At 60.9% G+C, this 18420-nt stretch carries 14 protein-coding genes and 1 tRNA gene; 8 read left to right on the top strand and 7 right to left on the bottom strand.

Annotated elements, in window-relative coordinates:
* The first annotated feature begins 275 nt into the window (after positions 1-275).
* Complete coding sequence (locus Q0J60_RS02575; protein ID WP_294438668.1) at positions 276-1196, top strand: protein kinase; 921 nt, start codon at positions 276-278, stop codon at positions 1194-1196.
* Between the two features lie 205 nt (positions 1197-1401).
* Here the strand turns inward: Q0J60_RS02575 and Q0J60_RS02570 are convergent, their stop codons facing one another.
* On the bottom strand, positions 1402-2832 hold the full coding sequence (locus Q0J60_RS02570; protein ID WP_294438667.1) for an MATE family efflux transporter: 1431 nt from the start codon (positions 2830-2832) through the stop codon (positions 1402-1404).
* Positions 2833-3064: 232 nt separating this feature from the next.
* Between Q0J60_RS02570 and Q0J60_RS02565 the strand changes: the two genes are divergently transcribed.
* On the top strand, positions 3065-3688 hold the full coding sequence (locus Q0J60_RS02565) for a TetR/AcrR family transcriptional regulator (RefSeq protein WP_294438666.1): 624 nt from the start codon (positions 3065-3067) through the stop codon (positions 3686-3688).
* A 375-nt stretch (positions 3689-4063) separates the two neighbouring features.
* Here the strand turns inward: Q0J60_RS02565 and thrB are convergent, their stop codons facing one another.
* Positions 4064-4948 carry a homoserine kinase gene (gene thrB, locus Q0J60_RS02560; RefSeq protein ID WP_294438665.1) on the bottom strand — a complete coding sequence of 295 codons (885 nt, stop codon included), beginning with the start codon at positions 4946-4948 and terminating at the stop codon, positions 4064-4066.
* Positions 4945-6474, bottom strand: a complete 1530-nt coding sequence (gene thrC, locus Q0J60_RS02555) for a threonine synthase (protein WP_294438664.1) — start codon at positions 6472-6474, stop codon at positions 4945-4947. The genes thrB and thrC overlap by 4 nt, the downstream gene beginning before the upstream one ends.
* A 256-nt stretch (positions 6475-6730) precedes the next feature.
* On the opposite strand from thrC, the gene Q0J60_RS02550 reads away from it, so the two are divergent.
* The 4 genes from Q0J60_RS02550 to Q0J60_RS02535 all read left to right on the top strand — a co-directional run bounded on the left by Q0J60_RS02550 (position 6731) and on the right by Q0J60_RS02535 (position 10273).
* Positions 6731-8113 (top strand): aspartate kinase, encoded by a 1383-nt coding sequence (locus Q0J60_RS02550; protein ID WP_294438663.1) that lies wholly within the window; start codon positions 6731-6733, stop codon positions 8111-8113.
* 59 nt (positions 8114-8172) lie between these two features.
* Positions 8173-9192, top strand: a complete 1020-nt coding sequence (locus tag Q0J60_RS02545; RefSeq protein ID WP_294438662.1) for an aspartate-semialdehyde dehydrogenase — start codon at positions 8173-8175, stop codon at positions 9190-9192.
* Between the two features lie 153 nt (positions 9193-9345).
* Positions 9346-9420, top strand: a tRNA-Thr gene (locus tag Q0J60_RS02540).
* 76 nt (positions 9421-9496) lie between these two features.
* Positions 9497-10273, top strand: coding sequence for an HAD hydrolase family protein (locus Q0J60_RS02535; protein WP_294438661.1), 777 nt, complete (start codon positions 9497-9499; stop codon positions 10271-10273).
* Positions 10274-10506: 233 nt separating this feature from the next.
* Here Q0J60_RS02535 and Q0J60_RS02530 read toward each other — a convergent pair whose 3' ends face one another.
* Complete coding sequence (locus Q0J60_RS02530; protein WP_294438660.1) at positions 10507-12132, bottom strand: FAD-dependent oxidoreductase; 1626 nt, start codon at positions 12130-12132, stop codon at positions 10507-10509.
* 229 nt (positions 12133-12361) lie between these two features.
* On the opposite strand from Q0J60_RS02530, the gene Q0J60_RS02525 reads away from it, so the two are divergent.
* The gene (locus tag Q0J60_RS02525) at positions 12362-13252 is read left to right on the top strand and encodes a LysR family transcriptional regulator (protein ID WP_294438659.1); all 891 of its coding nucleotides are present in this window, start codon (positions 12362-12364) and stop codon (positions 13250-13252) included.
* A gap of 5 nt (positions 13253-13257) precedes the next feature.
* Here the strand turns inward: Q0J60_RS02525 and Q0J60_RS02520 are convergent, their stop codons facing one another.
* Positions 13258-13620, bottom strand: a complete 363-nt coding sequence (locus tag Q0J60_RS02520; protein ID WP_294438658.1) for a hypothetical protein — start codon at positions 13618-13620, stop codon at positions 13258-13260.
* Positions 13621-14018: 398 nt separating this feature from the next.
* Between Q0J60_RS02520 and Q0J60_RS02515 the strand changes: the two genes are divergently transcribed.
* Positions 14019-15476 (top strand): C69 family dipeptidase, encoded by a 1458-nt coding sequence (locus Q0J60_RS02515; protein WP_294438657.1) that lies wholly within the window; start codon positions 14019-14021, stop codon positions 15474-15476.
* Between the two features lie 306 nt (positions 15477-15782).
* Here the strand turns inward: Q0J60_RS02515 and Q0J60_RS02510 are convergent, their stop codons facing one another.
* Together Q0J60_RS02510 and Q0J60_RS02505 are read right to left on the bottom strand one after the other, a co-directional pair.
* Positions 15783-17096, bottom strand: coding sequence for a glycosyltransferase family 2 protein (locus Q0J60_RS02510; protein WP_294438656.1), 1314 nt, complete (start codon positions 17094-17096; stop codon positions 15783-15785).
* Between the two features lie 211 nt (positions 17097-17307).
* Positions 17308-18012: a ComF family protein gene (locus tag Q0J60_RS02505; protein ID WP_294438655.1), complete on the bottom strand. Its 705-nt coding sequence runs from the start codon at positions 18010-18012 to the stop codon at positions 17308-17310.
* Positions 18013-18420: the final 408 nt, after the last annotated feature.

Genomic DNA, 18420 nt, shown 5'->3' with positions numbered 1-18420 from the left:
CGATACTTATCTTAAACTAAAGTACACCCGCCCGTCCGGTTTGTGCCGGGCGGGCTCCTTCGTTTTGCAGGGGTGCAAAGCTGGCTGCGATTGCCTCCTGCCCTTCATGCGTTGACGGTAGGGCAGTAAAGAGCGAAGGGGCTGCCGACGGTCAGGGTGCCGCCGATGTCACCGGGGCGGCGGCCAGCGCTTCGGATGTTTCAGGGTCATCCGACGGGGCTTGCGGATTCGAGCGTACGTTTCGCTATGCTACCGTCGCATTCGATAGGCGACTGGTGGGTAAGGAATTCGGTGGGTATCGTCTTGAGCGCGTACTCGGGCAGGGCCGTTTCGGAACGGGGTTTCTCGCGCGACCGATGCGCGGCGGGCACGACGTCTTCATGAAGCTCGTGAAACGACGAGGCGGCGTGATGCGGGGCAGGGTCGACATGTCTGCCGTATGGGCGGAATGCGCGGCGCTTTCGCTGTGCGACCATCCAGGCGTTCCGCAGTGGTTGGGCATCGTGAATGAGCGAGGTCGGTATTTCGTAATCGAGAGTCTCATGTCGGGTTACTCATTGGCGTCGTGGCTCGCTGAGGGGCGCGCGTTCTCACGCGAGGAAATTGCGTCGATCGGTTTGGCGCTTATCGACATCGCCGAGCATACGGCATCGCGCGGCGTGGTGCACAATGACATTCGTCCCGTCAATGTGCTGATAGATGAGAAGCCGTGCGGGTTCGTTAAATCGTTGGGGCAGGAAAGAGGTGGAGGCGAACTCGCGCCTCGTGCTTCTTCGCGACATGATATGGTTTTCGGACTCGATGCCGCAGAGCTCAAAGACGCGGCAGGGGGCGCGAGGTTTTTGGCTGCGTCTGCGGCGCGAGAAGCTCAAGCGCGCATGCGCGTATCGCTCGTTGATTTCGGGCTGGCGGAGTTTTACGATCGCACGCTGCCTTTGGGGCGGCGCATGGCGGCATGCGCACCCGACATGGCAGGCATCGCCGAAGTGGTTATTGCCCTGCTTTATTCCAATCGCATGAACATCCGTGCGAGCGTCGCGCGCAATGTGCCTTGGTTCGACGCGCTCATGCTTACGTCCGAACAGAGGGGCGTACTTGAGGATATGTTTCTCGGCCGGGTGGAATCGTTCGGTGCGGCGCGTGCCTATTTTGTTAACGCATTCGGTGTGGGTTGCCCGGCGGGACTCCGGTCGTGACAGCTTTCACCCTGTATTTTGCCTGCCATGCAGCCCGATTTGTCATGGGCGATGGGTCAAACCGCGAATGTTGCAGTTTATCGCAGGCGCGCCAAGAAGCTACATTGCTTCACTCGCGTTTTGCCAGGTCATAGGAACAGCAGGGAAGTGGCTACTTTGACGGGCGCAGAAAAACTGCAGCGTATCGCGTTCTCCTGCAATCCAGCTAGCTAACCTTCATCCAGACGTCGCTTCTGGCGCGCAGGCCGTTGGCGATGCCGCGGCCTCCCATGAGCACTGCGCCGAACGTCGCCCAGAGCGCCGCGGTGCAGGCGGCGTCGCCGGGAAGATGGGGAGCAATCGCGAAGACAAGCAGCACCAACGCGGCAACGTGGGCTGCCGCGACCATCGCCATCGTGGCGGAAAGATAGCGGAAGTCGCCCGCGCCTATCAGGATGCCGTCGAGCGCCCACATCCACCCCTGCAGCGGGAAGGTGATGCCCACCACGAGCATGCCCACGGCGGCAAGCGACTGAATGTGTGGGTTGGGGGAGAACACTTGCCCTGCCACAAGGCCTATCACGGCAAAACACACGCCAACGATAACGCCCATCCACAGTCCGAATCGGGCAGTCGCCTGGGTGAGCGTGCGTGCCCGATTGAATCGGCGTGCGCCAAGCTCGGCTCCTACGAGCGTTTGACCTGCGATGGCGGCGGCATCCAGGATGTTGAGCGCGAACGACCACGAGGCGTAGACGATCTGGTAGCCGGCGAGCACGTCATCGCCCATGGCAGTGGCGGCCATCACGGTTGCTACCATGGCGATGCGCAGGAAGAGCGTACGCAAGAACAGGGGAAATCCATCGCCACCCGCCGATGCGATTCCGCTCATATGCGGCCGGATGCTTGCTCCTTCACGCTTTGCCTGAGCAATCGCCACCGTAAGAAGCGAAAGGCCCATGAACCACTGCGCAATGCAGGTGGCAAGACCCGATCCCGCGATGCCCCATCCGCATACGATGACGAACAGCACGGCCAGCACGGCGTTGAGTGCGGCCCCGCTCACTGCGGCAACAAGCGTGATGCTGACTTTCTGCAACCCGCGGAAGATGCCGTTGGCCGTATACACCAGCAACATGCCCGGCACGCCCAGGGCAACCATGCGCGTGTAGATAGTCGCCTGTTCAAGTACGTCGCCCCGCCCGCCAAGCGCGGCGCAAATAGGTTGCGCGCCCAGAAATAGCACGAGCAGGAGCGCTATGCCGATGCACAGCGAAAGCCAGATGCTGTTGAATCCCGCTTGAAAGCCTTCTTGTCTCTTGCCTGCTCCAAAGAGGTGAGCCACCTGCGATGTGGTGGAGTAGGCAAGAAACACGCACAGCCCCACCGCGGTAAGCAGCACGGTGGAACCCAGGGAAAGCCCCGCAAGCGACGCATCGCTTACGTGGCCGATGATAGCGGTGTCGATGAGCACGAACACGGGCTCGGCCACCAGCTGTCCGAAGGTGGGGATGGCCAACAGCAAAAGCTGCTTGGTGATGGAGGTAGGCTCGTCGGCGGCTTTGGGCGAGGCCGACCTTGACGCAGAGGATTGCCGGGTGTCTTTGGATGCGGCCAGATCGGCGGCGTTTTGGGTATGTGAATCGTTTTGTTGCATGGGCGGCATTGTAGTCCGAATGGGGAGGGCGAATGCGCGCGTGGGTTGTGATTCGCTATTTTTCCGTCCCCCTTCGCCGCTACCCGTTCGATTCGTCCCGCCGGCTCTTTGCCGGGGATGGCCTCGACCTATGCTTCATCGTGTTTAACCACTTCGATTGCGAACCCGCCTCCGGCCGTTCGGTGGTAAGATGGCCGGTGCATAAGTGTCATGGTGTCAGTGAGGTGTCGTAATGCCGAAGATTTCGAAGGAAGAGTCGCTCGCGCGTCGCAACGAGATAATCGATGCGTGCGAAGCGCTGTACCGGTCGGAAAGTTATCACGACATCACCATGACGCAGGTGGCGTCCAAGGTGTCTTTCGGCCGCGCCAATGTGTACAACTATTTCCAGAACAAGGACGAAATTCTTCTGGCGCTTCTGCAGCGCGAGCATGAGCTGTGGGCCGCATCGCTCGTTCGTCTCGAAGAGCGGGGCCCGCTTGCCGATGCCGACCTTGCAGAAGGGCTCGCGCAAAGCGTGGATGAACGCGTGCAGATGCTCAAGCTCCTCGCAATGAATCTCTACGACATCGAGCAGAACAGTCGCCTTGAGAGCCTCGTGGAATTCAAACATACATACGGTGCTGCCATCCAGGCGCTTCGCAGCCTCATCGCCACGTCGAAGCCGCAATGGGATGAGGCGCGCATGGATTGCTTCGTGTTCTCCTTTATGCCGCTGCTGCACGGCGTGTATCCCTACGTGTTCCATTCTAAGAAGCAGCTCGCCGCCATGAAGGAGGCCGGTATCGCGCAGCCGAACCTGACCATTTGCAGTATGGTGCGTGAAATTGCGCTCAATCTCTTCCAGGAGGGTTAGACTCCGTAGCGTGTTTAGGTCTCATAGCATGTGGGCTATTGAGATTCGTCGTCAGTTGGGGCAAGGGTAGCCGGACTACGCGCCGGGACAGCCAGATCCGTTTTCGTGGACGTTATTTCGACTTTCCCGGAGGAAAGCTAGTATTGGGCGCAATAGATCGCGGCGCTGATGTGGAAATCGTTGCGTCTTGCGCGTATTTCTCTAATTCGGATTGAATCATGGAAGATAAATCGCTCCAGAAACGGCCCGAGGGTGTCGAAATGACGCTCTCGGGCACGGGAAAGTCGGAAAAACGTCCACGAGTTGTCGAATTCGCGGCACGCCGCACCGAAATGAGGTTTCAACGGGCGGTCTTCGTCCGCAGTCACCTCGTCGCTACAGCAGCTGAATCCTTACGCCGCGGGGGTCGCAGTCCAGCACGTGCACGTCGAAGGTGGGAAAGCTCTGCGCGATGCGGGCGCGCAGGCTCTCGGCGATGAGCCCGTCGTTGGTCACAGCCATGAGCGTGGAGCCCGAGCCCGAGATCCACATGGTGAGCGCACCGCCTTCGAGGCAGATGCGTCGCACCTCGTCGTAATCAGGAATCAGCTCGCGGCGGTAAGGCTCCTGGATGCGGTCCTCGCATGCCGCTGCGATAAGCTCGGCATCGCCCGTCTCAAGGCCGCGCGTGAGGCCCGAGATGCGCCCCATCTGCCATACGGCATCATGCAGCGACACCTCCTGCGGCACCACCTTGCGCGCTTCTTCGGTCTTGACCTCGTACGGCGGAATCACGGTGACAAAGTGTAGCCCGCGCTCCACCTCGTAGCGAATGCAACGCGGCAGCTGGCCCTCCGGTGTGAACGAGCACACGAGCGAGCCCATGATGGCGGGCGCCACGTTGTCGGGATGGCCCTCCATCATCGTGGCGATGCTCACGGCTTCCGCGCGTCCCACGATGCGCCCGGTGAGCGCCGCCGCGCCCATGATGCCCGCCACCGTGCAGGTGGACGACGACCCCAGGCCGCGCGCCACGGGAATGTGCGAGTCGATGTGGATGCTCACGGGGAAGGGCTTCTCGCCCCAGTGGTAGAGTGCCGCGCAAAACGACTGATACACCAGGTTGTCGGCGTTTTGGAACTCCTCCGGGCATCCGGTGATGGTGAGCTCGTCGGCGCGGTCAAAGGTGAAATCCGAGTACAGGGTCACTGCCATGCCAAGGCAGTCGTACCCGATGCCGATGTTTGCCGAGGTGGCCGGCACGGTGATCTTCACGCTCACAGCAGCTCACCCGTCTTTCGCTCAACGTAGTCGATCATCTGGCTCGCGTCCAGCACGTCGGTGAAGCGCACGGGGGCGCCTTCCAGCTCGGCCAGCGCGGCGGGCGCCTCCTCGAAACGCGGCCCCACACCGAGGCGGCGCATCTCGGCCTCAATCGCGCGCATGCACTCGAAATCGCTGCCCTGGGGCGTATCGATGGTTCCCACGGCATCGCACACGTCGCGGCAGAACTTGTATGGGCTCGCGGTGGAAAGCACCACGCGCGCCACGCCTTCCGTGCGCGGGACGCCCTGCGACACGTGCCAGGCTACGGCGGTGTGCGGGTCTATCAGATAATTGCGCTCGTGCAGCACGTTGTTGATGGCGTCGCGCGCCTCGTCGTCGGTTGCGCATCCGCAGGCGAACGTCTCCTGGATGCGGGCGAGCAGCTCGGGCGGCACCTGGTAGCGGCCCGTTTCGGCCAGATCGGCCATGAGGCGCGCCACTAACTCGCAGTCTCCGTCGCTCTCGTAATAGAGCAGGCGCTCCAGGTTGGACGAGATAAGGATGTCCATGCTGGGCGAGATGGTCTTGTGGAAGGGGCGGTTGCGGTCGTAGACGCCCGTGGTGAGGAAATCGGTCAGCACGTTGTTGGCGTTGCTCGCCACGATGAGCGTGCGCACCGGCAGCCCCATGCGCTTGGCGTAATAGCCTGCCAGCACGTCGCCGAAGTTGCCCGTGGGCACACAGAAGTCCAGCTCATCGCCCAGGGCGATGGAGCCTGCGATAACCAGCTGGGCGTATGCGTCGAAGTAGTATGCGACCTGCGGTGCCAGACGTCCCACGTTGATTGAGTTGGCGCTGGAGAGCGTGATGCCGCGCGTGGCCAGGCGATCGGCCAGCTCGGCGTCGCCGAAGATGCGCTTCACGGTGCTCTGGGCATCGTCGAAGTTACCGCGCACGGCGGCCACGGCCACGTTGCGGCCCTCCTGAGTGACCATTTGCAGGCGCTGAATCTCGCTCGTGCCGCCCTCGGGGTAGAACACGCAGATGCCGATGCCCGGCACGTCGGCGAAGCCGTCAAGCGCCGCCTTGCCCGTGTCGCCGCTCGTGGCGGTGAGGATCATGATGCGCTCGTCGCTGCCGGCGGCGGCACAGCTCATCAGGCGGGGGAGCATCTGCAGCGCCACGTCCTTGAAGGCGCTCGTGGGGCCGCGGAAGAGCTCGAGCACCCACTCGCCTTCGCCGAGTCCCACTACGGGGGTCACATTCGCGGTGCCATTCGGCCAGCTGCCGTAGGCCCCCTGCACGCAGGCGCGCATCTCTTCGGGCGTGTAGTCATCCAAAAGCGCGCCCAACACGGTACACGCCACGTCCAGATAGGTGCCCTCGCGGCGCGCTGCGATCAGCTCGTCGAGGTCGATGCGTGCCTCGTCGAGCGCGTCGGTCACATACAGCCCTCCATCGGGTGCCAATCCGTCCAAAATCGCACGCTTCGCCGTAACGGTGTGCTCGCGCGAGCGCGTGCTGTGATAGTTCGCTGCCATTCGTCCACTCCTCGACGTTTAAGGCCGTTCGCGTTCCCTCTGAACGCTCCATTCTGCTAAAGTGTATCAAACTCTGCCCAGGGTGCCAGCCGCGTGCGGCTAACGGCGCTCAATGGTTACATATTCGGAAATTGGGCGGCGGTTCGGAGTGCGTGCGAACGGGGATGCGCTATCATGCGGCGCACCTGCACGGAGGCGCATCGGATCGCGATGCGGCCGGGCGTCTCACGCGAAGATGGAGAAGGAAACACGAGGCATGATCAAAATTACGAAATTCGGCGGCTCGAGCGTCAGCTCAGCCGTCCAGTTCCAGAAAGTCAAGTCCATCATCCAGGCCGATGAGTCGCGCCGCTTTGTGGTGGTGTCGGCGGTAGGCAAGCGCGACAAACGCGACAGCAAGATCACCGACCTGCTGTATCTGGTGAACGCGCACCTGCAGTACCATGTGAGTTGCGACGACCTGCTGGGCACCATCGGCCAGCGCTTCTGCGAGATCGGCAAGGAGCTGGGGCTCGAATATCCCATCGGCCAGGAGTTCGGCATCTTCCGCGAGAAGGCCAAGCGGGGCGATTTCACGTCCGAGTTCATCGTGAGCCGCGGCGAGTACCTCACCGCGCGCCTGATGGCGGAGTACCTGGGCTTTCCCTTCGTGGACGCGGCCGACGTGGTGGCGTTCAACTTCGACGGCACGCTCGACATGGAACGCACCAACGCGCAGCTGCACGACGCCATCGAGCAGCACGAGCGCTTCGTGATGCCCGGGTTCTATGGCGCCACGGTTGACGGCCAGATCAAGCTGCTCGACCGCGGCGGCGGCGACATCTCCGGCGCCATCCTCGCACAGTGCGTGGGCGCCGACCTCTATGAGAACTGGACCGATGTTTCGGGATTCCTCACGGCCGACCCGCGCATCGTGGACAACCCCAAGTCCATCGCCCGCATCACTTACGCTGAGCTGCGCGAGCTTTCCTACATGAGCGCGAGCGTGCTGCACGAGGAGGCCATCTTCCCCGTGCGCGATGCGGGCATTCCGCTGGTCATCAAGAACACCAACCGCCCGGACGACCCCGGAACCATCATCAGCGAGGAGACCGAGCCGGGTCTTGCCGAGCCCATCATCACCGGCATCGCAGGCAAGCGCGACTTCGTGTCCATCCATATCAAGCAGAACCACATGTCCAATGAGGTGGGCTACCTGCGCCGGGTGCTTTCCATCTTCGAGCGCTATCGCGTGAGCATCGAGCACATGCCTTCGGGCATCGATTCGTTCGCCGTGGTGGTGCAGGGCTCCGACGTGAAGGATTGCCTGTATTCGGTGGTGGGCGATATCCAGCGCGAGCTCGAGCCCGATGAAATCAACGTGGTGGAACATCTGGCGCTTATCGCCACCGTGGGCCGCAACATGGCGCGCCGCCCGGGCATTTCGGGCCGTCTGTTCGGCGAGCTGGGCCGCGCGGGCATCAACATCCGCATGATTTCGCAGGGCTCCGAGGAGCTGGACATCATCGTGGGCGTGGAAGACAAGGATTTTGAGCACGCCATCCGTGTGATCTACGACGCGTTCGTGGATTCCGAGGACAACGTGATCACCATCGACGAGCTGGATGCCGGAAAGCCGGACGAAGAGCCCGTCGAGTAAAGGCCATTCGGCGGCGCGGACGCGACTCGCGCGTGCGCCGCGTGAAGGAGGAGAGCGGTATGAAGCAGTACAACGTAGCCATCCTGGGCGCCACGGGTGCCGTGGGCCAGCAGATGCTCCAGTGCCTGGAGGAGCAGGAGTTTCCCGTTGCCAACCTGAAGCTTCTGGCTTCGGCGCGAAGCGCGGGCAAACTTGTGAAGTTCGCGGGCGAGGATGTGGTCGTCGAAGAGGCGCGCGACGAGGCGTTCGACGGCGTTGACATCGTGCTGGGCGCGGCCGAGAACGACATCGCCAAGCGCTTCGTGCCGGTGGCGCGCGAGAAGGGCTGCGTGACCGTGGACAACTCCAGCGCGTATCGCCTGGACCCCGACGTGCCGCTGGTGGTGCCCGAGGTGAATCCGGAGGATATCGCCAAGCATAACGGCATCATTGCCAATCCCAACTGCGCTACCATCATCGCGCTGGTGGCGGTGAACCCGCTGCACAAGGTGGGCGGTATCAAGCGCATGATCGTATCCACGTATCAGGCGGCGTCGGGCGCCGGCATCGGCGGTCTGCGCGAGCTTGAGGCCCAGATGGCCGCCATCGGAGCGGACCAGCCCGTGGGCGACCCCAAGGCGTTCGCCTATCAGCTCGCGTGCAACCTCATTCCGCAGATCGGTGGGTTTGATGAGGCGGGCTATACCTCCGAAGAGATGAAGCTTCAGAACGAAGGTCGTAAGATCATGCATCTGCCCGAGCTGCGCGTGAACTGCACCTGCGTTCGCGTGCCGGTGATGCGCTCCCATTCCGAGAGCATCACGCTGGAGTTCGAGCGTGAGGTGAGCGTAGAGGCAGCGCGTGAAGCCCTGGCTGCCGCTCCTGGCGTCAAGCTGGTGGACGACCCCGCCAACCTGGCGTACCCTATGCCGCTTGACACCACCGACCAGGACCTAATCTATGTGGGCCGCGTGCGCGAGGATATTTCCGCCGCTCCTGGATCCCACGGCCTTGCGCTGTGGTGCTGCGGCGACCAGATTCGCAAGGGCGCTGCCACCAACGCCGTGCAGATTGCTAAGATACTCGCAGGCCAAGAGTAATCTATACAGCGTATATTTCTAAAGCATCACGTAAGAAAGGCGGGCGTTGCGGCGTCCGCCTTTTACAGGTGCGTTTATCGGATTCTTCGTTCTGCTGTAGCTTTTCGGAGAATTGCGCGCGCTTATGCTAAAATAGCCCAGCCGTCAAGGCATGCCAGTGTGGCGCAACGGTAGCGCAACTGATTTGTAATCAGTGGGTTGCAGGTTCGATTCCTGTCACTGGCTCCATTGACGCAATCAGGCTGGGGTTTCCCGGCCTGTTTTGTTTGCGGACCGCGTTTTGCCGGAAAGCGATGAGATACCTATGCGTAAGCGTTATTTCTTTTTCGATATAGATGGCACGCTGGCGGCGGGGCCGGTGGACGGGCGTTATGTGCCCGAAAGCACGAAGCTTGCTCTTGCCGAATTGCAGCGTGCGGGGCACGAGATCGCCATCTGTACCGGGCGTGCGCACGCGATGGCGCGGCCGTACATGGAACAGCTGGGACTGTCCAACATGGTGTGCGATGGCGGCAACGGTATCGTCATCAACAACAAGTTGGTCGAGCTTGAGCCGCTCGATCGTGATGCTTGTATCCGCGTGCTGGAGGAGTGCGACCGCAAAGGCATGCTTTGGGGCGTTTCTATTACCGACACGCAGCATCGTCTGACGCGCGATGCTCGTTTCGTCGAAGCGGTGCATGATACCTATATGCACACCACGGTTGACCCGTCGCTTGATTTTCACGAGCTTCCGCGGTTTTACAAGCTTTTCATCCCCTGCACGCCCGAAGAAGAGGGGCGCATCGAATCGCTGGCAAGCGTTCCCACGGCGCGTTTCAGCCCCTATGTGCTGTTCGTCGAGCCGGTGGATAAGGGTCGCGGCGTGCGGCGCATGATGGAGCACTACGGTGCGCCGGTGGGCGATGCGGTCGCGTTTGGCGACGGCGAAAACGACCTGAGCATGTTCCTGCCGGATTGGACCTGCATCGCCATGGGCAACGCCATTCCGGAGCTCAAAGAGCGCGCCGATTACGTGACTGCCGACGTGGATAAAGATGGCATTCTTTTGGCATGCCAGCATTTCGGTTGGATTGAGTAGTTCTGCCTTTGTCTTTAAAAGCGAAAGCGACCCGCCGGAGGGGAGAGGCGGGTCGCAACTATGAGCATCGCGCCTTGCGCAGTACGCTATGGCGTCTGACGGAATGCGTCCGAACAAAAGCTGCTGCGCAAGATGATGCTATGGGGGAGGCGTAGCGAAGGAAAGAATGGGACTTGAAGCAAAGGGAGGGGTGCGTCAAGCCATTTAACCAGTGACAACGCGCGTCGGAAGGGTTAGAGGCCCAGGGCGGCGCTTTCGCCGGCGATGTAGCCGTGCGTCGCGGCGAGACCGTTGGAACCGCCGTGCAGCAGCGATTCATAGCCGGAGCCGAAGCGGTAGCCTACCGTGTTACCACCTGCGTACAGGCCGGGAATCGGCTCATGCTCGGCATCGAGAACCTGCAGCTTGTCGTTGCAGCGAACGCCGGCAAGCGTGCAATAGAAGAAATACTGCATCTTCCATGCCTGGTACGGCGGATCGTCGATGGCGTCCAGGTAACGAAGCGCCTTGTGGTAATCGAGGTCGTGGCCCTCTTTGCACATCTCGTTATAGCGCTCGACGGTGGCGACGAGGTTCTCCGCCGGCACGCCAATCATCTCGGCCAGCTCCTCCAGGGTGTCGGCCTCGTAATGCTCGGCTTCGCTCATCTTGAACATTTCTTCGGCGGCTTCCTTGGTGTAGCCGAACGAAGAGGGCATCTCGAAGTCGTTGGTGGGGATGATCTGCCAGATGTAATTGCCGTGGCCAGGCTGGTCGGCGATGATGTGGGAGCTCGTGAGCAGCGACGTGCATTCGTTCATGAAGCGCTTGCCCTTCGTGTTCACCATCAGATAGGGGAACGACCTCCAACCCGTGCTCTGCCACGAGGCCCAGCCGCAGATCTCTTCCATCTCGGCGCCCGCCCAGCACAGCATGCGATGGCCCAGGCCGTCGTCGCATTCCATCACAGAAACGGGGTCGTCGTCACCCATGTACGCCCAGTAAGAATTGTTCTCGAGCGCCCACTTCGCGTAGTGCGAGGGGTAGAAGTGCTTCATCATCTTCTCGTTGGAGCCGAAGGAACCCGTGCACATGACCACGCCCTTCGATGCGGCGTAATACACCTTCTCGCCGTCCTTGTTGGTAGCGATGACGCCGGTCACACGGCCGCTCTCGTCCTTGACGAGCACCTCGGCGCAGGTATCGTAATGGGTCTCGACACCCTCATCCTCGAGGAACTGATGGAACTTGTGGGTGAACTCGGTAAGGATGTCGGTCTTGTCGAATGCGATGCCGGTGGAGATGTACTCAGACACTTCCTGGCTGGGATCGGGGAAGATACCCTCCAGGCTTATGGGCACGCAGTACTGCTCGTAGGGGTCGATGAAATCCTCTTTCATCTGGTCGAAGATTTCGCCCGAACGGTTAATCCATGCCGAATACAGGGTCATATCGCCGCGATACTGGCAGTTCTTGTACATCTTATTCGCGATTTCGACCTCGTCGTACATAGGGAGGCCGGCGTCCTCCTGCATCTTGGAGTTGAAGACCGAAATCGTCATGCCGCCGATGTGGGGGCTGGCGTTGCGCTCGATGACGGTGACCTTGGCGCCGTTCTTAAGGGCGCCATAGGCAGCCATTGATCCGGCGAGTGCGGAGCCCACAACCAGGACCTCGGTCTCGATGGTCTGGGCGCAGTCGTCGACGGTCAGCGCGGGCGCTTCGCCCAGCCAATCGCTGCCGTCGTCGGCGACGGTGGTAGCAGCGGCGTCTTCGGCCGGAGCGTCAGAGCTCGGGCTGCATCCGGCGAGTGCGGAAAGGCCTGCAACCGTGGCGCCAGCGGCACCGAAGCGCAGGAAATTACGACGAGTAAGTTCCATGTTCCCTCCTTGGTCTTACGCATCGCCCGCCTCCCTTGCGGCGGGCGCTTCTCATGGCCCTATTGTTCTCCTCGGTGCTGCCTGGGTGGAATAAACGGAATGTTGGCGCATCTCAACATACTGTGAAATGCCGGGAGGGTTGCGTGCGCAATAGGTGGTTTGGTATTGTGCGCGCGAGGCACGGGCATGAGGGGCCCGCTGCAAAAGCCGTGTTCAGGAGGGGAAGAACATGGATTCGAAGGTGTTCAAATACGTGGTTGCTCTGGCTGAAACAGGGAGCTATTCACGCGCCGCGAAAGAGCTCTACATCACGCCGCAGGGCCTTGCGAACTCGGTGAAGCGTCTGGAGGCATCCATCGGCGTGCCGTTGTTCAAGGCCGATCGCGAGGGTACGGCGCTTACGCAATACGGACGTGTCGTATGCGAATTCGCGAAGACGTACGAGCTTGAGTTTTCGCAGATGATGGATGAGATCGACAGAATCAAGAAGATGGAGTCGAAAACGATTTCGCTCTCTGTTTCCACGGGGCTATTCAATGATCTTTCTCGAGAGGACATTCTGGGGTTCAACGAGTGCTCGAAGACCGGCGCGAAAGTCGTGCTGGGCAGGACACAGCCGGATCATTTTTGCGAGGAGGCACTGCTGAACAAGGCGTGCGATTTCGCGTTCCTCAACAACCCGGTCAAGAACGCCGCTTTCTTATCTGTTCCGCTGCATAAGGACATGCAATTCCTCTGGACGCCCGAAGACTCGCCTCTCGCCGCTAAAAACGAGGTGGAGTGCATCGACTTTGCGGGTGCCGATTTGGTATGCCTGGAGCAAAGCGAGTATGTTTCGACGGAAGAGTACGCGGACAAGCTCAGGGAGCCGCCGTATTCGTGCAATTTGTATTTCGTGGACGAAATGATCGAGGTGATCGAAATATCGATGCGCCGCAGAGCGTACGGGATTGTGCCGCGGCCTCACGTTATGGCGTTTTCCGGCAACGGGTACGTTGGCGTTCCGATCAGGGATCTTACACGGGGATTTTCGGTTGCGTATCGGCGCGATAGGGAGCTGAGCCCGTGGGATGAGGAGTTTCTCGCGTATTTGAGCTCGCGGTCGATGTTTTATTGCTAGGGGCGTTACTCCTTGCGGGGCCTCTTCGTTGCGTGACCGGTGAGCTTCCAGCGGTAGTTGGGGTTGTGCTTGAGGAATCGCCAGCGGCAGATGAACGTGATGCCCAGGATGATGAGCGTGGTCACAAGCAACGTGATGAAGAAATCGGCCACGAACCTATTGCCTTCAAGCCACGCGTACAACGTGGCGAGTACGAAGAAGATCGACAGCGCGCCGTTGAGCACGATGAAGCATTTGATGAGCACTTCCTTGGCCTTGGCGGGGGTGTAGCGCCATGACACGATGATATAGATAGCCACGGCGATGATGGCGAGAATCACCAGCAGGGGCAGTGCGCGGTAGAGGCGTGCGATGATGAATGCCGGCATAGGGAATCCTTCCGACCGGTTCGTGCTTTCCTCCATCATAGCGCAAGAGAGCTCCGCGGATGGGGATAAGTGCTGCTGCTCCACTTTTACGTTTACGCCCGGGGTTTTGCGCGGTTTATACAAAAAAGCGCGTACAACCCCGGGCATGAACGCAGTGCGCCGATTGTCGATGCCTTAGCTTCGCCTCACGCGCGCATTTTGCGCGAAAGGCGGGTTTGCAGGAGGCGCTGTGGGCCGCGCGATATAATCTTCCCCAATCAAGACGATGTTGGCGGGTGGAGGCCGGAGGCTAGAGGCTCGCTCTGGCTCATCGGAAGTGGGGTCGAGCGCGAGGTGCGTCCGGGCATTCTTTTCGCGATTCTCAACGTTTGCGCATGCGGCGCAGAAAGGCGGTTTACATGGGCATTGAAGGCAAGCGGTCGTGCACGTCGGTTCTGGTGGGGCGAGCCGCCACGCGCGACGGATCGGTGATAATCGCGCGCAACGAGGACAACACCACGCCGAATCTCGCTAAAAACCTTCGTGTGGTGGCGGCGGGCGCGCGCGATGGGCAAACGCTCGAATCGTCCGAAACGGGCTTTACATTCACCATGTCGGAAGGCGGCATGCGCTATACCGCCATGCCCGATGCCGACACGTCGGGCGGCCTCTACGAGGAGGCGGGCGTCAATTCGGCACATGTTGCCATGTCTGCCACGGAAAGCGCCTATACGAACGATTTGGTTCTGGCGCATGATCCCTATGTAGATGCCGGCCTTGCGGAAGATGCCATGCTCACCGTGGTGCTGCCGTATGTGCGCACGGCGCGCGAGGGCGTGAGGCGCCTGGGTCGCATCGTCGAGGAGCAGGGTTCGGCCGAGGCGAACGGCGTGCTTTTCGCCGACGCAAGCGAGGCGTGGTATATGGAGATCGCCACGGGGCACCACTGGGTGGCGCAGCGCATTCCCGACGACTGCTATGCGGTGGTCGCCAACCAGCTCGCCATTCAGGAAGTCGATTTCGCAAGCGACGATTTCTTGTGGTCGGAAGGAATCCGCGAATTCGTTGAGGCCCACCACCTGAATCCGCATCCAGGTACGTTCAACTTCCGCGAGATTTTCGGCACTGCTACCGAGCAGGACGTTCATTACAACACGCCGCGCGTGTGGTATGGGCAAAAGCTGCTCACGCCGAGCGTTGAGCAGGACCCCGAGAGCTTCGACCTGCCGTTCATCCGCCGCGCTGATTTCAAGATTGGCATGGAGGACGTGGCGCGCGTGCTGTCGAGTCATTTCGAGCTCACCGAATTCGACCCCATCGGCCGTCGCGGCGATGCGAAGACCCGCACGCGCTATCGCGCCATCGCGCTGTCGCGTACGCAGGATTCGCACATCATCCAGGTTCCCGCCGCGCCCGCGACGGAGGAGGGCGATTCCGTGGTGCGGCCCGAGGCGCTCTCTCCCGTGTGCTGGACTGCCATCGGCACGCCTGGCATTTCGCCGTACATCCCGCTGTTCACCGATGTGGATGCGTGGCCACAGGTGCTCGATGGCGCTTCGTGGAGCGAGCCCGACGAGGGTGCCTACTGGCTCTATCGAACGCTTCAGGCGCTTTCCGATGCGCGCTACGGCGTGACCGAGAGGCTCGTGCAGCAGTTTGCCTCTGCGCAGCGTCGCGCGATGCATGCCCATTTTGCAAAGTCGCGCGCGGCAGAATGGGGCTTGAGCCTTGCCGACGAGCGAAAGATGCTGCTCGCCCGCGCCAACGAGCACGTGGTGGAGCAGGCCATGACGGATGCTCGGGCGCAGCTCGGCAAGCTCGTCAAAGTGCTGGCCGAGGCTTCGCCGCTTTCCTACACGATGGATGCCAACCTCTAACTTCAGCCTTCGTTGCCTCTGCGGCGGTGCGGGCCGCTTGCGTCCGATGCCGCCGCTCAATGTCGCCGCAGCGCACATCAGGGCTGGCTTCTCCGACATATCGCGTCTTATCGACGGTTTAAAGGGGCAAAAATGCGAAATAAGCCGTCGATAAGACGCGATATTGCGCGAGGATGGGATCGTCACAAACATATCCCGTCATTTTGACGCTATTTTCCGCGCTTCAGGGGACTTTTAGCGTCAAAATGACGGGATACCTTGTCGGAGATTCCGGAGGCCCGGCGGAGGCCCGGGATGCCGGTCGTGCTATTTCGTCTTTTGCGAGGCCTTGCTCATCTCTTCGACGTCGACCGAGATGGTGTGGCTGATGGGCTTCCACTTGGCCTTCTTCACCAATGCCACCAGGGCGATGGGGATGTAGGTGAGCATGAAGAAGGGGAACGTGAACATGTATTTGATCTTCTTGCCCGCCGTGGAGTGGATGTTGTCCCACTCGGTGAACGTGGTCAGCACGCCGAACACAAACATGAACAGGCAGTAGTTGAACATGCAGAAGAACAGCGACGAGCTCGCGCTGGTGATGGCCGATCCCGCGGACATGTATCCCAAAGACGCGAGGATGAAGATCGTACCGTTGAAGCCCACGGAGATGATGGTGAGCAGCATCGCGGGCGATACGGTCATAAGCATGTCGTAGCAGGCGAACTTCGCGCCTTTGGGGTTTTTGAAGATGCCTTTGAGCAGCTTGAATGCATAATGCCAAAATACCTGGTAGAAGCCCTTTGCCCAGCGGAAGCGCTGGTTCCACGAGTCCTTAAACGTGATGGGCTGCTCGTCGTAGAGCATGGCGGTGGGGCAGTAGGCGATGCGTCCTCCGTCGATGATGGTCTGAGTGGAGAATTCTATGTCTTCGGTGAGCAGGTGCCATTTCCAGCCGCCGTGCTTGGCGAGCACCTCGGCGCTGATGAAGAATCCCGTGCCGGAAACCGCGCAGCTGGTGTTGAGCGTGAGGCGCGCCTGGCTCAGGTATTTGGCCTCGCGCAAAAACCATACGGCATAGCCGGCGGAAATCCAGTTGGAGCCGTAGTTCTTCGAATTGCGGTAGCTGGTCGAGGCGATGGCGCCGCCGTCGAACACTTTGTTCATCTCGCGGAAGTAGTTCACGTCCAGCACGTTGTCGGCATCGAACACGAAATACGCCTCGTAGCCGTTCTGGGTGTATTTCTCCTGGATGAGCTTGTAGCCGTAGTCGAGCGCGTAGCCCTTGCCGATGAGCTCTTTGTTGTAGCGGACGAAGACGTCGGTCGCGCCCGCCTTGCGCGCCACGTCGGCGGTGTCGTCGGTGCAGTTGTCCGCGATCACGAAGATGTCGATGAGTTCCTGCGGGTAGTTCTGCACGCGGATGCTGTGGATGAGGTCGGCGATGACCTGGTTCTCGTTGCGCGCCGAGATCATGACCGCATAGCGGTGGTTGGCCTTGGCTTCCTGCTTGGGCGGCTTTTTCACCAGCACGACGAACACATAGAAGAACTGATAGCAGTAGCAGATGGTGAACGCGAGGAACACGCCGATATTGAAGGCGTCGACGAACGTAAGCTGCGAAAAGAGCTGGTCGAACATCGTGGTCTCCTTATCGGGCATTCTCGGTTGATAGCTAAACGCTCAAAGTATAGGTAAACCGGCAGTGCGCAGGCTAGGTTTCGTTGACAAACGGATACAAAATGCAGACGTACGTCACAAGCGCACCGATCGAAGGCGTGCGAGGGGTGCGCGAAGGCGCCAGGAGGGCGTTCGCGCGCGGCGTTCTCATGCGCTTTGCGCGAGAAGATTCCTAAACGCGAGCGACGACGAGGCTGCGGCATGCGCATCCAGCCGCCTCGAGCGCTCGGCATGCGTCGTCCATCGTGGCACCCGTGGTGAGTACGTCATCTATCACGATGGCGCGGTGCGCGGCGGGCGTGCCGTCGACGCGAAACCTGTCTCCCATGTTCGAGAGCCTTCCCAGCCTGCCCAATGCGCGCTGGTCTTTCGCGCGGGGCGGGGCAAGCAGACGTTCGCACGGGACACCCCAGATTCTCGACAGTTCGTTTGCAACAAGCTCCATATGGTCGAATCCTCTGCGCCTTCGCGCCGATTTGGTCGCCGTCACAAAGGTCACGCATTGAGCCCAGACGGGCCACGAGGGAGGAGCGCAGCGAGCCACGAGCGCGGCGAGGTTCGCGGCGAGGCGTTGCTCACCCTTGTCTTTGAACGTCTTGATGAGCGTTGCGGTGCGGTCGGTGTATCGCAGGGCGCCCAGGCAGAGGCGCGGCGTGAGGTCGTGCAGGAGAGCATCCGTGGCGCAATGGTCGCACTGGATACGGCCCCAGGGCGCGCCGCAGCGGGGGCATGCCTGCCAATAGTCGATGAAGTCGAGCGTGCGCGCGCAGTCGTCGCACAGTACCTTGCCGGGCCGGTCGCAGAGCGCGCAGCGGGTTGGCCACAGCGTTTCCGCAATGGCTTCCACGGCGAATCCCCTGTAGGCGCCCTGTTCCATATGGCATGCTCCCCCCAAATCTCATGGACAAAACCGATCGTCCTAGCGTAGCTCGCGAACCTTGCCCGACCCTTGCGAGGCTGCGCATGCCGTCTATCCGCGTTCTATAAAGAGGAGGAGTGTCCCGTTCGACAGATTCTTGCTCGTTTCGCATGCGTGCTCGAATTGCTTCAAACGCTCTGCTCCTCGATACCTTGCCAAAATCTTGCCGGAATCGCGCCGAAACCTTGCCGCGGCCGTACTGGGTGTGTCGACGGCGTGTCAGCGATGTGCGTTCGCCTTAGCCCTCGCCTGCAAATCTGCTAAACTGTCCCCCGAACTTCTTTCGGGTCTGTAGTTGCGGGGGCGCCTTCGTCGCTCCTCAGTCCAAGGCAGATGCGGTCGAAAGGACCCACGTAAGCGCGTTCA

Origin of the sequence: uncultured Slackia sp., assembly GCF_944321625.1 — a bacterium.
Taxonomy (GTDB): domain Bacteria; phylum Actinomycetota; class Coriobacteriia; order Coriobacteriales; family Eggerthellaceae; genus Slackia.
Note: the sequence above shows the minus strand (reverse complement) of the source record. Positions and strands in the feature narration are given on the sequence as shown.